A 17,822-nucleotide genomic window follows, 5' to 3' on the forward strand; every position below is an offset into this window, starting at 1 on the left:
CCTTTGGTTGTGGTATGGTGGCCAACTCAACCATTGTCACTATCTATCAGAGTAGGTGCTTCTGAGAATTGTTCTGGATCAACGCCGCACTGTGGAAGTGTTCTGAAAAGATAAAAGATATTCCAACGAAAACACCCCGCCGGAAAACCGGCGGGGTGCAAGACGATCAGGCTATTGATTTCAAATTGAAATCAGGCAGCTTTCATCATGTTACGCAGAACGAACTGCAGAATGCCGCCGTTCTGGTAGTAGAGAACTTCGTTCTCTGTATCGATACGGCAGGTGGCGATGCACTCTTCGGTGCTGCCATCTTTGCGCGTGATGCGAACCGTGACGTCCTGAAGCGGGGTAATGCCATCGGCAATGCCCAGTACGTCGAAGGTTTCCGAACCATCCAGTTTATAGGTCTCACGACCTTCACCGTTTTTGAACTGCAGCGGCAGAACGCCCATGCAGACCAGGTTGGTGCGGTGGATACGCTCGAAGCTTTCCGCGATCACAGCTTTGACGCCAAGAAGATTGGTGCCTTTTGCGGCCCAGTCACGTGACGAACCTGTGCCGTATTCTTTACCGGCAACAACCACCAGCGGGGTGCCTTCGGCCTGATAACGCATTGCAACGTCATAGACCCAGCCTTGATCCCCGGATGGATAATGAACCGAAACACCACCTTCGGTGCCCGGTGCCATCTCGTTGCGGATACGAATGTTGGCAAAGGTACCGCGCATCATGACTTCGTGGTTGCCACGACGTGCGCCGTAAGAGTTGAAGTCGCGAACGGCAACGCCATTGTCCTTGAGGTATTCACCTGCAGGGCTTTCTTCCTTGATCGAGCCGGCCGGAGAAATGTGGTCGGTGGTGACAGAGTCACCGAGGATCAGGAGCGGACGTGCGCCGTGTACTTCGGCAAAGTCACCCGGTTCTTTCGCCATGTTGACGAAGTAAGGCGGGTTCTGGACATAGGTGGAATTGTTGTCCCAGAGGAAGGTTTCGCCTTCGGTAACTTCAATTGCCTGCCAAGGCTTCGGACCGGCAAAGATGTTGTCATAACGATCTTTGTACATCGAAGCCGAGATCGAGGTTGCAATGGTGTCTGCGATCTCTTTGTTGGTTGGCCAGATGTCTTTCATAAAGACGTCTTTGCCATTTTTGTCAGTGCCCAGCGGATCGTTGTTCAGATCGATCTTCAGGTTACCGGCAAGGGCATAGGCAACAACCAGCGGCGGCGAGGCAAGGTAGTTTGCCTTGACGTGCGGGCTGATGCGGCCTTCGAAGTTACGGTTACCAGACAGAACTGCCGTTACCAGCATGTCCTTGTCTTCAATCGCACCGGCAATCGGTGCGGACAGCGGACCGGAGTTACCAATACAGGTGGTGCAGCCAAAACCAGCAACGTTAAAGCCAAGCTGATCAAGATAATCCTGAAGGCCAGCTTTTTCGAGGTAGTCGGCAACAACCAGCGAGCCCGGTGCGAGCGAGGTTTTCACCCACGGCTTGCTCTTAAGGCCAAGTTCGACAGCTTTTTTCGCCAGAAGACCTGCTGCAATCAAAACACTCGGGTTCGAGGTGTTGGTGCAGGACGTGATCGCAGCGATAACGACGTTACCGTCTTTCATGTCGAAGTTTTCATTCGAAACCGGAACGGAGCGGTCGGCATCAACACCCGGCGCCATGTCGGCAAAGGTGTCTTTGAAGCTCGTTACGGCATCTTTTAGCAGAACACGGTCCTGCGGACGCTTCGGACCTGAAAGGGCCGGCTCGACAGTTGAAATGTCAAGTTCAAGCGTTGCGGTGTATTCAGCTTCATGCGCCGGGTCGCCCCACATGCCCTGTTCTTTGGCATATGCTTCAACCAGTGCAATCTGGTCTTCGTCACGGCCGGTCGAACGCATGTAGTTGAGCGTTTCGTCATCGATCGGGAAGAACCCACAGGTCGCACCATATTCCGGAGCCATGTTACCAATGGTCGCACGGTCCGGCAGGCTCATGTTTGCCAGCGCATCGCCATAGAACTCGACGAATTTGCCAACAACGCCTTTTTCACGCAGCATCTGAACGACACGCAGAACAAGGTCAGTTGCGGTGATGCCTTCTTTCATGGAACCGGTCAGCTTAAAGCCGACAACTTCCGGGATCAGCATCGAAATCGGCTGACCGAGCATCGCGGCTTCGGCTTCAAGGCCGCCAACACCCCAACCCAGAACGGCAAGGCCGTTAACCATGGTGGTGTGTGAGTCTGTGCCAACCAGTGTATCAGGATAAGCAACGGTTTTTCCGTCTGCGTCTTCGCCGGTCCAGACGACCTTGGCAAGATGCTCAACGTTCACCTGGTGGCAGATGCCTGCTCCGGGTGGGACGATGCGGAAGTTGTTGAATGCATTCTGGCCCCAACGAAGGAAACCATAACGTTCGCCGTTACGTTCGAACTCGACTTCCATGTTTTTGTCGAGCGCGTCGTCGGTACCAAAGAAATCGATCATGACCGAGTGGTCAATGACGAGGTCAACCGGTGAAAGCGGGTTCACCTTCTGGGCGTCACCACCCATGTTGACAACGGCATCGCGCATCGCAGCAAGGTCAACAACAGCCGGAACACCCGTGAAGTCCTGCATCAGGACGCGGGCTGGGCGGTAGTTGATCTCGTGGCTGCTTTTGCGGGCTTTCAGCCAGTCGACAACAGCTTTGACATCGTCGGTTTTAACAGTGAAATCGTCTTCGTAGCGCAGAAGGTTCTCAAGAACGACCTTCAGCGTGAACGGAAGTTTGGAAACGTCGCCGAATTTTTCGGAAGCAGCTTTAAGGCTGTAATAGTCGAAGGACTTATCCCCGACTTTCAGCGTGCGGCGCGTATTCAGGTTGTCTTTGCCACAAATGGACATCAGACCCTCCTCAAGGTGGTTAAAAGGGCTTGTCGTGACAAGACACCCCGACCGTCGGTGCGCCGAGCGGTGGGCTATCTGTATCTCGTGACGCGGGTCACGGCTACATATGTATGTGCAACGGCGTTACACCACAAATCCCCATGAAAGTCCAGACCCGGAAAAGGGGTATTCGGGAAAACGCCCTGATCGCAGCATATTGGCAAAGCACAACAAGTGTTCAAAAACCTATAGTCGATATGTGAGGTGGTCATTCGCCTTTCAATGGTGGAATGAGGACGCTTCGAGTCTATCTGCTCACTTTACCCCCGGGCCTTGTCATCGCGATGCAATCTCGAACCGGTTTTTTGACCAGACCGACGAGGGGAACGCACAGCTTAACGATGCGAATCGGGAAGGGGATTATCTTTCACGTAATCGACTTGCGGCAGCTTTTATCCCGACATGCGCTCTAAAATTGTGCGCTGCACGATGGGGAAGATTTTTTGCACTGCAGTGATTTTTCGGCCCATCGGGAGCGAGTAGCGTTGAGATAACGTTACGTAATCAAGGGTAGAAAGATCATCTATGCGACACGCAATTAAATTGTGCGGTGCGAATTTGTAGAAAAGGTTCAATCCCTTGTGGATCATTGCATTGACGCAATATGCTGAAATTGGTACTTAAATGCTTATTAAATGTGTCAGGCCCGGTTTCCGTAAGGTAAGGGTCACATAAAAATCCGACACATCATCAGGGAAACTGAAAAGCGGTTAGCAATATTTACCGACATGAACCGGAAATGCGGTTCTGCGGAATTTGCGGCCCAAGTCAGGGAGGGTAAGCGACGTTATGACGTCACAAGGTCCCATTTTGCAGATTAGCGACGTGTCGCTTGTGTTTGGCGGTGTGCGTGCGCTGAGTGATGTCAGCTTTTCCGTGCAGCCAGGCGAGCTTTTTTCAATTATCGGCCCAAATGGTGCGGGTAAGACGTCGATGCTTAACTGTGTGTCGGGGCGATATGCACCGACCACAGGGTCCGTATCCTTTAACGGGCAGGATGTCACCGGGCTTAAGCCAAATGATCGCGCCGAACTTGGCATTGGTCGAACCTTCCAGAACCTTGCTCTTTTTGGGCATATGAATGTTCTTGATAATATCATGGTCGGGCGGCACCACCTTCTGAAGAACAACTTCATGAACGGCCCGTTGTACTGGCTGGGTGGGGCTCAGAAAGAAGAGCTCGAACATCGACGCTTCTGTGAAGACGTGATTGATTTTCTTGAGATCTCCCATATTCGCAAAGCCACAGCTGGCACCCTGTCATATGGGTTGCGCAAGCGTGTTGAGCTTGCACGTGCAGTGGCACTTCGCCCTGATTTGATCCTTTTGGATGAGCCGATGGCGGGCATGAACCTCGAAGAAAAAGAGGACATGGCGCGCTTCATCATCGACCTCAACGAAGAATGGGGGATGACGGTGGTGATGATCGAACACGACATGGGGGTGGTGATGGATATCTCCAACCGCGTGATGGTTCTTGATTTCGGTCGCAAGATTGCCGAAGGCGAACCCGACGAAGTGATGGCCAACAAGCACGTCAAGAAAGCCTATCTCGGCGAAGAAGACGATGACACAGACGAAGACGAGCAGGTGGCCTGAGCATGAGCAGCAATATTCCCGATTATGCAGATGTCCAGGCGATGGACACGTTCCCCAAGGTGCTGGCCTATAACGCGCGCAATTGGGGCAGCAACGTTGCCATGCGCGAAAAAGAATTCGGCATTTGGCAGGAATTCACCTGGAAAGATTACAACGACCGCGTCAAATGGATGACGCTTGGCATGCGCGCCCTTGGCGTTGGACAGGGCGACGTTGTTGGTATTATCGGTGAAAACCGGCCTGAATGGGTCTGGGCTGAAATTTCGGCCCACGCGTTACGCGGCATGTCGGTCGGCCTTTATCAGGACAGCCTGCATGAAGAAGTCGCTTACCTGATTACCTATTCCGGTGCGCGCATCCTGATTGCCGAAGACGAAGAGCAATGTGACAAGCTGATTGAGCTTGGCGATGACATCCCAACAGTTGACCATATTGTCTATTGCGACCCGCGTGGCATGCGCAAATATGACGATCCGCGCCTGTTGGATGTCGAAAAACTCTATGAAATGGGGCGCGCGCTCGAAGCCAAAGACCCCGGTCTATATGATAAGATGGTTGTCGATACCCGCGGCGATGAATGTGCGATCCTTTGCACCACATCTGGTACGACGTCCAAGCCGAAAATGGCGATGTTGAATTCCGGTGACTTCCTTGATCATTGTGCGGCGTATCTGCGGGCCGATCCGAAGTATCCGGGGGATGATTATGTTTCGGTTCTGCCGCTGCCGTGGATTATGGAGCAGGTCTATGTTGTTGGTCAGTCGCTGATCAGCCGTCAGATCGTCAATTTCGTCGAAGAGCAGGAAACCATGATGGAAGACCTGCGCGAGATTGGTCCGAATTTTGTGCTGCTTGCGCCGCGTGTTTGGGAAACCATTGCCGCTGACGTGCGCGCACGCATGATGGACACAACCCCGTTCAAACAGAAAATGTACGATGTTGGCATGGCGCTGGCGCGCACCGCCTTGGACAATGGTGGTCATTCCAAACTGGCTGACATCATTCTGATGAGTGCGCTGAAAGACCGGTTGGGCTTTACCAATTTGCGCTCAGCGGCCACCGGTGGTGCGGCGATTGGGCCGGAAACCTTTAAATTCTTCCACGCGATGGGCGTTCCGTTGCGCCAGCTTTATGGTCAGACCGAGCTGTGCGGCGCCTATACCATTCATCAGCCCGGTGACATTGATTTTGATACGGTTGGTGTTGCCTTTGATAATTCCGAAATCAAAGTCATCAATACCGATGAAAACGGGGTTGGTGAAATCGTTGCCCGGACATCGGGGATGTTCACCAGCTACTATAAAAATCAGGCTGCCTATGACGAGGATGTCAGGGATGGCTGGATGCATACCGGGGATGCCGGATACTTCAAGGACGCCAATAAGCACCTTGTGGTGATCGACCGGATGAAGGATCTGGCGGAAACCTCGACCGGGGTACGCTATTCGCCGCAGTTTATTGAAAACAAACTGAAATTCTCGCCGTTTATTGCCGAAGCGGTAATCCTTGGCAAGGACCTGCCGTTCTTGTCGACCATGATCTGTATCCGCTATTCAATCATGGCCAAATGGGCCGAGCAGCGCGGTATTGCCTTTACCAACTACACCAACCTTTCGGCCCAGCCGCAGGTCTACGACATGATTGTCGATGAAGTGCGTCAGGTGAATGAAACCTTGCCCGAAGCACAGCGCATCAAAAGGTTCTTACTTCTTTACAAGGAACTTGATGCCGATGACGGCGAGCTGACGCGTACCCGCAAGGTGCGCCGCAGTGTGGTTGCCGAGAAATATGCCGACATCATTGATGCGGTGTACGCCGGGAATGACAAGGTTGATATTGACACCATGATCACCTTCCAGGACGGGTCAAAAACCCGCATCCAGACGAGTGTCCGAGTGGTCGATCTTGATGAAAACAAGGCCGCACAGATGGCCCCGAAAGCGGCCGAATAGGTCGCCAATAAACTGTGGTTCCGTGCCAAGGGCACCGGGGCCGCCATTACAGGGATGGCAACATGAATTTCGAACTTCTGTTCCAGCTTTTGCTGAATGGGTTGATCGTCGGGACACTGTATGGCGTCGTCGCCATGTGTTTCGTGCTGATCTATAAATCGACCCAGATCGTCAATTTCGCCCAGGGTGAGTTCCTTTTGATCGGGGCGTGGGTTTGTTACGCCTTCCTTGTCGAGATGCACATGCCGTTCTGGATGGGGTTCCTGTTTACACTGCTGTTCATGATGGTGTTTGGCATTGTCCTGCAAATGGTTGTGCTGCGCCCGATGATTGGCGAACCGATCATTTCCGTGATCATGGTGACCATTGGGCTTTCAATCTTTTTCCAGGCAGCGACCAAATGGATTTTCGGGGCAACCACCGCGACCTATCCGCAGGTGTTTGAAACCCGTTCTTTGAACGTGCTCGGGATGCAGATCGAGACGGCCTATATCATGAGTTTTGTGATCTCATTGTTCATCATGGCCGGATTCTATTGGTTCTTTAAATATTCCAAGCTTGGCCTTGCAATGCGCGCCACCGCCTTTGATCAGCAGGTCGCTCAAAGTCTTGGGATTTCCGTTAAAACCGTATTTGCCATGTCCTGGGCGATTTCCGCATTGGTATCGGGTGTGGCCGGGATCGTGATCGGGATGGTCAATGGTGTGTCATCGGCATTGTCGGTGATTGGGATCAAGGTGTTCCCGGCGGTTATTCTGGGCGGGCTAGATTCGATTGTCGGCGCGATTGTTGGCGGGGTGATTATTGGTTTGCTTGAAAATACGGCCGAGTTTGTCGATGGCCAGTACCTGCATTGGGGCAACCTGTTCTCGATCGCACCGTTCTATGTGTTGATCATAATTCTGTGCATCAAGCCGTATGGCCTGTTTGGCACCAAAGATATCGAACGTATCTAAGGGACGAGGAAATAAACGATGGCTGGATTTTCGATGCGTCCCTGCGGTGACTTCCGAACGACATATCGTCAGGATACCCGCATTTTCGATACGACTGTTGTGCGCAATGCCGCCATTCTTGGCATCATAGCCGTGGCCCTGATCCCGTTTGTTCTGGATGGCTATTACGTCAATCTGTTCATTCAGATTTCCTATTTTGCGATTGCCGCATTGGGGCTGAACATTCTGGTGGGTTTCACTGGCCAGATTTCATTGGGGCACGCGGCATTCTTTGGCTTTGGGGCATTTGCGTCGGCCTGGATCAACAACACCACGGGCATTCCGGTGTTGCTGTCGATCCCCTTGGCCGGTTTGATGACGGCTGCGGTTGGTTTGCTGTTTGGTCTGCCAGCTGCGCGGATCAAGGGGCTGTATCTGGCGATAGCCACCCTTGCCGCCCAGTTTATCCTCGAAGATTTCTTCGCCCGCGCGGATTGGTTTACCGGTGGATCCTATGGGGCGGCGGCCAATCCGGTGAATGTGTTTGGTTATGAAATCTATGACGATTTTAGCTTCTTCTATGTCTGCCTGTTCTTTTTGGTAGTGATGTATCTTTTGGGCACAAATCTGATGCGGACCCGTGACGGCCGCGCGTTTGTTGCTGTGCGTGACCATTACCTGTCAGCGGAAATCATGGGCATCAATCTGACGAAGTATCGTCTGATGAGTTTTGCGATTTCATCGTTTTATGCCGGGATCGGTGGGGCAATGTATGGCCATTATCTTGGCTTTGTATCCGCCGAAGGCTTTACCATCCTGCTGTCGATCCAGTTCCTGGGCATGATCATTATTGGTGGTCTGGGCTCGGTCAAGGGAACCCTGATGGGCACAGTCTTTATGGTGCTGCTGCCTGAGGTGATGGAAAGCGGTGTCAGCGCCTTAAGTGTTTTCGACTGGGCAAGTTCGACGGATGTGACCGACGGACTGGCTTATATCAAGGAGATGGCGATCGGTCTGGCCATTATCCTTTTCCTGATCTTTGAGCCGGATGGACTTGCCCATCGCTGGCAACAGATCAGGGCGTACTGGAAGCTTTATCCCTTCTCGTACTGATAAATACTGCCGAAGCCCGTTTCGCTAAAAACCAAAAAAGAAACGGGATCAAAATCGGTGAAGACCGGGAGGCTACTTTGTTTAGTAAAACGTCCAAGGGAGACGTCGTGATGAAACGATTGATTGCTGCAACCGCGATGGTTGCGACCAGCTTGTCGATGACGGCAGCCAAGGCAGATGACGACATGGTGTTTGTTGGTCATTTGATGGATATTACCGGCCCGACCGGCTTTATCGGCAAGTTTTATGCTGATGGTGTGCGTGACGCGCTGTCCTACATCAATACCCACGGCGGGATTGATGGGACGGTTCTGGATTCAGAATCTATTGATTACGCTTATAAAGTTCCGCAGGCGATTGCGAACTATAAGAAATGGCTTTCACGTAACGACATGGTTGCAATGCAAGGCTGGGGCACCGGGGATACCGAAGCCCTGATCAGCTTTGTTGCCAAGGACAAGGTGCCGGTTTATTCCGCATCCTATTCCGGCCACTTGACCGACCCGACGGCAAAGAACCCGAAAACGGCCAAACCGGCCCCTTATAACTTCTTCTACGGCGCATCCTATTCCGATGCCTGCCGTGCAATGGCTCAGTGGGCCGCCGAAGACTGGAAGTCATCGGGCAACAGCGGCAAGCCGATCTTCTCGCACATCGGGGACAACCATCCGTACCCGAACGCACCAAAAGAAGCTTGCGCTGAATATGCAACCGAACTTGGGTTTGAAGTCACCGCACCGATTGTTGTGTCGATGAAGCCGGGCGATTTCAAAGCGCAGTGCCTGACGCTTAAGGAAGCTGGCACCAACTATGGTTATCTCGGTAACCTCGGCCCGTCGGTTGTGTCGCTGGTGAAATCCTGTGACACGGTTGGCGCAACCCCGAAATGGCTCGCCAATATCTGGGCAGGCGATTACGAAACGCTCAAAACCATTGGGGATGTTGATAACTACATCTTCCCGGCGATGACCAGCTTCTGGAGCGATGAAGGTGTTCCGGGGATGGATTTGGTGCGCGAAATTTCAAAAATGTCTGATAGCTCGGGCGAGGAATTCCGCACCCACCATTACATCCGTGGCATTTGCTCTGCGTATTACATGAAAGAAGCCATGGAATGGGCAAAGGCAAATGGCGGCATCACCGGTGAAAACATCAAGGCAGGCATGTACGCCCGCGAGATGTGGGTGCCAAAAGGTCTTGAAGGCGTTTGCATGGAAGCAACCTGGACCGCCGAAGACCATCGCGGCATTAACACCGTCAATATCTATAAAGGTTCGGCAAAAGGTGGTGAACCATCCGTTGAGAAGTTGACCACTGTGACTTTGCCGCGTCGTGACGATTGGCTTGGTTACTAAGGGCCTGAAGACGAATGTCTCCCGTGGTGATCGGGGACGGGCTTTATGCTCCGTCCCCGATACATGGGAACGAAACACGGATGTGATCGAAGGGGACACCATGGCAGAGCCCGCCCGTAAAATCGAAAATGCCGAACCGATGTTATCGGTCAACAATATCGAAGTTGTTTATGACGAGGTGATCCTTGTCCTGCGCGGGGTATCTCTCGAGGTTCCGCAAGGCAAAATTGTCACCCTTCTTGGTCCGAACGGGGCGGGGAAATCGACGACGCTTAAGGCGATCTCGGGCTTGCTGAAAACCGAAGACGGAGAAGTGACCCGTGGCGATATCAATTTCATGGGAAAACAGATTGCCAATGGCAATCCCGAAGATATCGTGCGGTCTGGCCTGTTTCAGGTGATGGAAGGCCGCCGTATTATCGAAGATATGACCTGTATCGAAAACCTGCGACTTGGGGCCTATACCCGCAAGGACAAGGGGGTCAAAGATGACATCGAGATGGTTTTTGACTACTTCCCGCGCCTGAGAGAACGCACTGGTCTTGCCGGATATCTTTCGGGTGGTGAGCAGCAAATGCTGGCAATTGGCCGGTCCTTGATGGCACGGCCGAAAATGATCCTGCTTGATGAACCATCGATGGGTTTGTCACCGCTTCTGGTCAAGGAAGTGTTCGGGATCATTGAAAAGATTAATCGCGATCAGGGCATTACCATGCTGATCGTTGAACAGAACGCCAACTTTGCGCTGAAAGTCGCCGATTACGGCTACATCATGGAAAGCGGCAAGGTGGTGCTTGATGGCACACGTGACGAGCTTCTCAATAATGAGGACGTCAAGGAGTTCTATCTTGGCGGTGGGTCGGAAGACCGAAAAAGCTTTAAGAACATTAAGTCATATAAACGGCGCAAACGTTGGCTATAACAACCATATCATGATGGTTGACGAAATTGGATGAAAGACGGGCAAAATGCTAAAGACCTTTTACGACGGAAGAGAAACGCGCAAACCTGCTGATCGCGATGTCGGGTTGATGGCAGCGTTGCCGCGGATCATTCACCATGCGAAATCGCAGTCTGCGGGGTTTGGGCGCATTTTGGCGGATGTTGATCCGCAAAGCGTGACCAATCGTGAAGCTTTGGCGACACTGCCGGTGACGCGCAAGTCCGATTTGATCGACGCCCATGCGAAAGAACCGCCTTTTGCCGGATTGAATGCGACACCGGTTCCAGCGCTTGCGCGTATTTTCCAAAGCCCGGGGCCGATTTATGATCCGCAGGGTAAAGGTGATGACTGGTGGCGGATGGGGCGTGCGTTTTTTGCCGCCGGGTTCCGCCCCGGCGACATCGTCCATAATTGCCTGTCCTATCATCTGACGCCGGGTGGCTTTATCTTTGACAGTGGTGCACGCGCATGTGGTTGTGTTGTGATCCCCGCTGGGGTTGGGCAAAGCGAAGCTCAGGTCAAGGCCATCAGCGATTTGAAACCGACGGGCTATTGCGGCACGCCGTCGTTTTTGAAAATCCTGATCGAAAAGGCTGAGGAACTCGGGGCGGACATCTCATCGATCAAGCGCGCACTGGTGTCGGGCGAAGCATTACCCGAAACGTTACGCGACTGGTTTGCCGATCGCGGAATCGCGATGTTGCAATGTTACGCCAGTGCAGACCTTGGTTTGATTGCGTACGAAAGTGACGCCAAGGACGGCATGATCGTTGCCGAAGACATCATTCTTGAAATCGTCCGTCCGGGCACTGGCGATCCGGTGGTCGAGGGTGAAGTTGGTGAAGTTGTCGTGACGTCGCTGAACATGGATTATCCGTTGATCCGCTTTGCGACCGGTGATTTGTCAGCGATTGCATCGGGGCAAAGCCCATGTGGCCGCACCAATGAGCGGATTAAGGGATGGATGGGCCGTGCCGATCAAACGACCAAAGTCAAAGGCATGTTTGTTCACCCGCAACAAATTGCCGAAATCATCAAGCGCAATGACGCAATTACCAAGGCGCGCCTTGTTGTGACGCGTGAAAGCGATAATGACGTCATGACCCTATTGTGCGAAGGCGCGGATCCTGGGCACATCGATGCCATTGGTGAAACTCTTGCCAGCGTGTGCAAGCTGCGCGGGATTGTTGAATGCGCTGCTACCGGCAGCCTTCCCAATGACGGTAAGGTGATCGATGATAAACGGGCGATTTAATAAGTAAGTTAACTAACTCATTAAAGTATTATTTCATTCCCGCTCGGGAACCTTGATGCCGCCTGGTTTCGACCAGCGGCATCTTTTTTTGTTTCAGAGGGTCAAGGCGGCCTTGATGATCAACCCGCCAGCCAGCGCAATCAGGACGGCCAAAATGAGGATGTTTTTGAAGGACCATAGGGATGAACTTCCATGGTCGTGATGCTGATGACCCGAATGATGGTCGTGCTCATGATCATTATGGTCTGATGTCTCAGACGCTGCATGTTGGTCGCGATACCTTAACCACAGCAACAAACCGGCCAAGGCGAATGCCGCAAGGTTGAGGAAAAAGGTATAGTTGATGCCAAAGGCGCTAACCTCTGCGATGTCGCGACTGCCTTCAGGAATGATGCCAATCACGGCATAGGCATAATGCAGGGTCAGGGCGGTTACGACGATACTGGCATACATGATCGCAGCGATATAAAGCGCTGCTTTCCAGCCATAGTAGCGTGCGTTCACCTTCACCAGCGGTGGTACCATCAGGTCAGAGTATATAAAGCCCATAATACCGGCAAAACTGACACCCCCGGCACTCAGTACAGTTGCAAGCGGGATGTTGCCCATGGATCCGATAAAGGTAGCTGCGGCGACAAATGGGGCAATCAGGGCGTTTTCCAGAACGACCAGAAACGGCATATTTGCCTGATCACCCGAAGCAGCGTCGGCCATAAACAATGTTTGCCAAACCTGATTTGGGACGAATACGGCAATAAAGCCCGCAATCGTGAAACCGATCAGGATTTCGCGCCAAACCATCTGCCATTCCATGGCAAACCGGGTGCCAACCTGTTGCCAGCCCTTGAGTGACTTAATGCGTTTTTTCCAGTCAAAATCTTCTTCGTCTTGATTGCTTGCATTGTCGGCATGCTTTTTGGCCGCATTGATTAATTTTTCAGGATACGTCAAGCGGATCAAAAGGGCGGAGATGGCAATCATCAGAATGCCACCGACCAGTTCGGCGGCAAGGTATTCCCACCCCAAAAACAGGAAAATCAGAACGCCAAGCTCAATCACCAGATTGGTTGATGCAAACATGAATGCGACGGTGGCAATAAAATGCGCGCCTTTTTGAAAAAGCGACCGTGCTGCCGAAAGGGCTGCGAATGAGCACGAACTTGAAACCGCACCAAACAGGCCCGCAAGAGACACACTTCGAAGATTTGCATCTCCCATCTGATGGGTCAGGCGTTTCTTGGGGACGAAGACCTGAATGGCGGCACTAATGGCGTACCCAAGGACAAAGGCCCATAATGCGTTCCAGAAGAAGCCAATGGCGGTGATGACACCGTTTGCATATTGATCCAGGAGGGGCATGGGGCGCTCCGGTTCTATTGTAAGGTTGTATTTCCTAGTATTTCTGAACGGTTGAAACTCCAAACAGTTCCAAGATAGTCATTTTTGGACTTCCGTGTATTATGCCCCGAACGCGTACAAATCGGTCGGAGAAGGCATGGCACGCACGGGGAAAAGCTTTGCCGTTTCAATGATTACGGTGTGCCAGTTGATGGCGCTTGCTCTTTGGTTTTCGGCAACGGCGGTTCTGCCGCAGTTGCGCGCAGAGTTTGATCTTGGTGCTGTCCAGTCGTCCCTTTTTACCAGTTCGGTTGTGCTCGGCTTTGTTCTGGGTACGGTTACCAGTGCGGTTTTTGGTCTGGCCGACCGGATTGAACCGCGTCGGTTCTGGGCTGCATCAGCAATCATTGCCGCAACGGCCAATATCCTGATCCTGACGGTTCCGGTTGACGGGGTTTTGGTCATTGTCCTGCGTCTGGTAACCGGTGTCTGCATGGCCGGAATTTACCCGATTGGCATGAAAATGGTCGCGACATGGGCGCGCGGGGATACCGGGTTTCTGGTCGGTCTTTTGGTTGGGGCACTGACCATGGGGTCGGCCTTGCCGCATCTGTTTTCCGTGGCCGTCCCGCTTGATTGGCGGCTGGTGATTGTTGCGGCCAGTGTGTCGGCCTATGTCGCGGGGATTGCGGTTCTATTTGTTCAACTGGGTGGGGCACCTGGAAAATCACCGCGCTTTGATCCGCGTATGGTCGGTCAAATCTGGGCCAACAAACCGCTGCGGCATGCCTGTTATGGCTATTTCGGTCACATGTGGGAGCTTTATGCCATGTGGGGCTGGATCGGTTTGTTTCTGTATGGAAGTTTTTCGGATCGTTTGATTGAAAATCCCGGGGTGTGGTCGGCTTTGTCGACATTTGCCATTGTCGGGGTTGGTGCGTTCGGATCCCTTGCCGGGGGGTATTTCGCCGACCGCATCGGACGCACCACTGTTACCATTGCTGCAATGGTGGTCAGTGGGGCATGTGCGCTTGTTGTCGGGACTTTCGGCGGTGCACCTTTTGCGATCTTGCTTGCCGTTTGCATCATCTGGGGTATTTCGGTGGTTGCGGATTCTGCCCAGTTCTCATCCTGTGTGATCGAACTGGCCGATCCCCATCAGGTTGGCACGGCTCTGACCTTACAAAATGCGATTGGTTTTCTCATAGCCCTTGTGTCGATCCATCTTGTGCCGGTTGTCGTGGATCATTTTGGATGGTGGGGGGCGTTTGCCATGCTGTCGATCGGGCCGGTTTTGGGCACGATTGCAATGGTGCGTTTGCGCCTGATGCCTGAGGCAATTCGTCTTGCAGGTGGTAAACGTTAAGTATTTCGACGTCAGGGTTGTACTTTTTGGTGATCATCATCACTTGACAGGCCGAAAGTAAAAAACGGTAAGGGTTGGGTTTTCTTGACCATTTTCTGTACAAATATTACCTTCTGCGGGATTTTCTTGCTGTCTCGCGTTGGGGGCGATACGGCGACTTCCAAAAATAAGGGTCTTTCATGAGTCTCACCCTCATTGTTTTGCTTCCCTTCATTGGGGCGGTACTGCCCGCCATAATGATCAGGGCCGGGCGCAACGCATGCGCGACTGCGACTGGTTCTGTCACGCTGCTTGCCCTGATTTTGCTGATGGCAAAGGCACCTGCCGTGATTTCTGGCGAGGTGTTTCAGGTCAGTTATAGCTGGCTTCCGGAACTGGGTCTTAATGTGACCTTCTTCCTTGATGGGCTGGGCTTGCTGTTTGCGACCCTGATCCTCGGGATCGGGTTGCTGATCATTATCTATGCGCGGTTCTATCTGTCCAAGGACGATCCGATGGGGCGCTTCTATGCGTTCCTGTTGTTGTTCCAGGGGGCTATGGTCGGGATTGTCCTGTCGGACAATATCCTGCTTTTGCTGGTGTTCTGGGAATTGACGTCGCTGTCATCGTTCTTGCTGATCGGGTACTGGAAACATCTGCCCGAAGGGAGGCAGGGCGCGCGTATGGCCCTGGCCGTGACCGGGGCAGGCGGGCTTGCGATGATTGCCGGGATGTTGATCCTTGGTGACATTGTCGGGTCTTATGATTTGACCGTGATCCTTCAGAACGCAGATTTAATTCAAGCGTCCCCGATGTATGTTCCGGCATTGGTTTTGATCCTGCTGGGGTGCTTTACCAAATCGGCTCAATTCCCGTTCCATTTCTGGCTGCCCCATGCGATGGCCGCGCCAACACCAGTGTCGGCCTATTTGCATTCGGCAACCATGGTCAAGGCCGGTATCTTCCTGATGGCCCGCATGTGGCCGGTTCTATCGGGGACGCCGGAATGGTTCTATATCGTTGCGACGGCTGGTCTTGTGACCATGGTGCTTGGCGCATGGATTGCCATTTTCAAACACGACCTTAAGGGACTTCTAGCCTATTCGACGGTCAGCCACCTTGGTCTGATTACCATGCTGCTTGGGTTTGGAACGCCGATTGCTGCCGTGGCTGGTGTGTTTCACATTATCAACCATGCAACGTTTAAGGCGGCCCTGTTTATGACGGCCGGTATTATCGACCATGAAACTGGGACCCGTGATATTCGTCGTCTGGGCGGGTTGCTCAACCTGATGCCGATTGCCGGGACGATTGGCATTATCTCGGCGGCATCGATGGCCGGGATTATTCCGCTTAACGGGTTCCTGTCCAAGGAAATGATGCTCGAAGAAGCATGGCACACCATGTGGCTGGATCAGGGCTGGGTTGTGCCGCTTCTGGCCACCGTTGGGGCAATCTTCTCGGTGGCGTACTCCTTCCGCTTTATCTTCCACGTCTGGCTGGGCAAGCCACGCGATGAGAACTTGCCGCATCATCCGCACGATCCACCTTTTGGTATGTGGGGCCCGCCTGCATTGCTGACGGTTCTGGTGGTTCTGATCGGCCTGTTCCCGGCGGTGATTGCCGGGCCGCTGGTTGCTGCGACGTCGAGTGCGGTTATCGGTGGGGAACTGCCGGAATATCATCTGGCACTTTGGCATGGGCTGACACCGGCCCTTGGCATGAGCGTCATCGCGATTGTTGTTGGTGCGCTGTTGCTGATGCGCCACGGGGCGTTGATTTCGGCGACCGCAAATCTGTCACGGCCTGATGCCAAGGCGATGTTTGATTGTGCGATTGCCAAGCTTGTCGCTTTAAGCCGGGTTGTCTCGGACAATCTGCACAATGGATCGTTGCAGCGTTACCTTTCTGTGATGATTGTTGCGTCCGTTGCGATCGGGGTTTCTGGATTTTATGCCGAGCCCGATCATACTGCGGGCACGCGGGAATTACTTGATGTTTCACCTGCGGCGGCGATTGGCTGGGTCTTGCTGGTTGTAACCAGTATTGCTGCGGTGGTGATGCATCATAATCGACTTCTAAGTTTGCTATTGGTCGGTGTGATTGGTCTGATTGTCTCGCTTGGCTTTATCTATCTGTCGGCACCTGATCTTGCCTTGACGCAAATCTCGGTCGAGGTGGTGACTGTTATCCTAATGTTGCTTGCCCTTAATATCCTGCCAAAGGAAACGCCAAAGGAAAGCCTTCCGGGACGCAAATTGCGTGACGGGGTGGTTTCGATTGCTGCTGGCCTTGGCATTGGCGGGGCGATCTGGGCGATCATGACGCGTGACCTGCCAAACTCGATCTCGGCCTATCATCTGGCCAACTCAAAGATCGAAGGAGGCGGGACAAACGTTGTGAACGTCATCCTAGTCGACTTCCGTGGGTTTGATACCTTTGGTGAAATCATTGTGCTGGGCATTGCGGCCCTTTCGATCTTTGCCTTGATCGAAACCGTGACCCAGGGCGAAGCGGCTAAACGTCTGGCAAGCTGGGTCGTCAGCAATCGGCGGTCGGCGGATCGTCATCCGATGATGATGGTGGTCGCGACGCGTGTGATGTTGCCCTTGTCGCTGATGGTCGGTGTTTACATCTTCCTGCGTGGTCACAACGAACCGGGCGGTGGCTTCATTGCCGGGTTGGTCGTTTCGGTCGCTTTGGTCATGCAGTATATGGCGTCGGGCTTTGGCTGGACCCAGAACCGCATGAAAGTCAATTACCACGGCATGATTGGTTTGGGGGTCATTGCAGCAGCAATTACCGGGGCATCGGCCTGGGTCGCGGGCTTGCCGTTCCTGACCAGTGGGTTTGTCCATGTTCATCTGCCGATTGTTGGTGAATTTGAACTGGCATCGGCCATGGGCTTTGACCTTGGTGTGTTCCTGACGGTGGTCGGGGCGGTAATGCTGGCTCTTGCCAAACTGTCACAGGTCGAACGCATGGCAGAACATGTCGATGTCAATCTTGATCCGATGGATCACGATCCATCTGTTCGGATAGCAACGCCAGAGAAGGAGGCCTGAT

Annotated in this window: 11 protein-coding genes; 9 read left to right on the forward strand and 2 right to left on the reverse strand. The window is 53.1% G+C overall.

Annotated features, from left to right (window positions below):
- Nucleotides 1–191: 191 nt before the first annotated feature.
- The gene (gene acnA / locus COO92_RS00855; RefSeq protein ID WP_101299075.1) at nt 192–2,879 is read right to left on the reverse strand and encodes an aconitate hydratase AcnA; all 2,688 of its coding nucleotides are present in this window, start codon (nt 2,877–2,879) and stop codon (nt 192–194) included.
- An 831-nt stretch (nt 2,880–3,710) separates the two neighbouring features.
- On the opposite strand from acnA, the gene COO92_RS00860 reads away from it, so the two are divergent.
- The 7 genes from COO92_RS00860 (at nt 3,711) to COO92_RS00890 (ending at nt 12,073) form a co-directional block, all read left to right on the forward strand.
- Nucleotides 3,711–4,520 carry an ABC transporter ATP-binding protein gene (locus COO92_RS00860; protein ID WP_022731039.1) on the forward strand — a complete coding sequence of 270 codons (810 nt, stop codon included), beginning with the start codon at nt 3,711–3,713 and terminating at the stop codon, nt 4,518–4,520.
- Nucleotides 4,521–4,522: 2 nt separating this feature from the next.
- On the forward strand, nt 4,523–6,472 hold the full coding sequence (locus COO92_RS00865) for a long-chain fatty acid--CoA ligase (protein ID WP_101299077.1): 1,950 nt from the start codon (nt 4,523–4,525) through the stop codon (nt 6,470–6,472).
- A gap of 62 nt (nt 6,473–6,534) precedes the next feature.
- On the forward strand, nt 6,535–7,428 hold the full coding sequence (locus COO92_RS00870; protein WP_022731041.1) for a branched-chain amino acid ABC transporter permease: 894 nt from the start codon (nt 6,535–6,537) through the stop codon (nt 7,426–7,428).
- Nucleotides 7,429–7,446: 18 nt separating this feature from the next.
- A complete protein-coding gene (locus COO92_RS00875; protein WP_101299078.1) occupies nt 7,447–8,520 on the forward strand; it encodes a branched-chain amino acid ABC transporter permease in 1,074 nt (357 codons plus the stop codon).
- A 110-nt stretch (nt 8,521–8,630) separates the two neighbouring features.
- Nucleotides 8,631–9,875, forward strand: a complete 1,245-nt coding sequence (locus tag COO92_RS00880; protein ID WP_101299079.1) for an ABC transporter substrate-binding protein — start codon at nt 8,631–8,633, stop codon at nt 9,873–9,875.
- A gap of 139 nt (nt 9,876–10,014) precedes the next feature.
- Nucleotides 10,015–10,797: an ABC transporter ATP-binding protein gene (locus COO92_RS00885; protein ID WP_033368604.1), complete on the forward strand. Its 783-nt coding sequence runs from the start codon at nt 10,015–10,017 to the stop codon at nt 10,795–10,797.
- Nucleotides 10,798–10,843: 46 nt separating this feature from the next.
- Nucleotides 10,844–12,073: a phenylacetate--CoA ligase family protein gene (locus COO92_RS00890; RefSeq protein ID WP_101299081.1), complete on the forward strand. Its 1,230-nt coding sequence runs from the start codon at nt 10,844–10,846 to the stop codon at nt 12,071–12,073.
- A gap of 93 nt (nt 12,074–12,166) precedes the next feature.
- On the opposite strand, the gene COO92_RS00895 is transcribed toward COO92_RS00890, so the two are convergent.
- Nucleotides 12,167–13,432: a permease gene (locus tag COO92_RS00895; RefSeq protein WP_101299082.1), complete on the reverse strand. Its 1,266-nt coding sequence runs from the start codon at nt 13,430–13,432 to the stop codon at nt 12,167–12,169.
- 136 nt (nt 13,433–13,568) lie between these two features.
- On the opposite strand from COO92_RS00895, the gene COO92_RS00900 reads away from it, so the two are divergent.
- Both COO92_RS00900 and COO92_RS00905 read left to right on the forward strand, forming a co-directional pair.
- Nucleotides 13,569–14,777: an MFS transporter gene (locus COO92_RS00900; protein WP_101299084.1), complete on the forward strand. Its 1,209-nt coding sequence runs from the start codon at nt 13,569–13,571 to the stop codon at nt 14,775–14,777.
- 179 nt (nt 14,778–14,956) lie between these two features.
- Nucleotides 14,957–17,821 (forward strand): monovalent cation/H+ antiporter subunit A, encoded by a 2,865-nt coding sequence (locus COO92_RS00905; RefSeq protein ID WP_101299086.1) that lies wholly within the window; start codon nt 14,957–14,959, stop codon nt 17,819–17,821.
- Nucleotide 17,822: the final 1 nt, after the last annotated feature.

This window comes from Thalassospira lohafexi (assembly GCF_002844275.1).
In the GTDB taxonomy this organism is placed as follows: domain Bacteria; phylum Pseudomonadota; class Alphaproteobacteria; order Rhodospirillales; family Thalassospiraceae; genus Thalassospira; species Thalassospira lohafexi.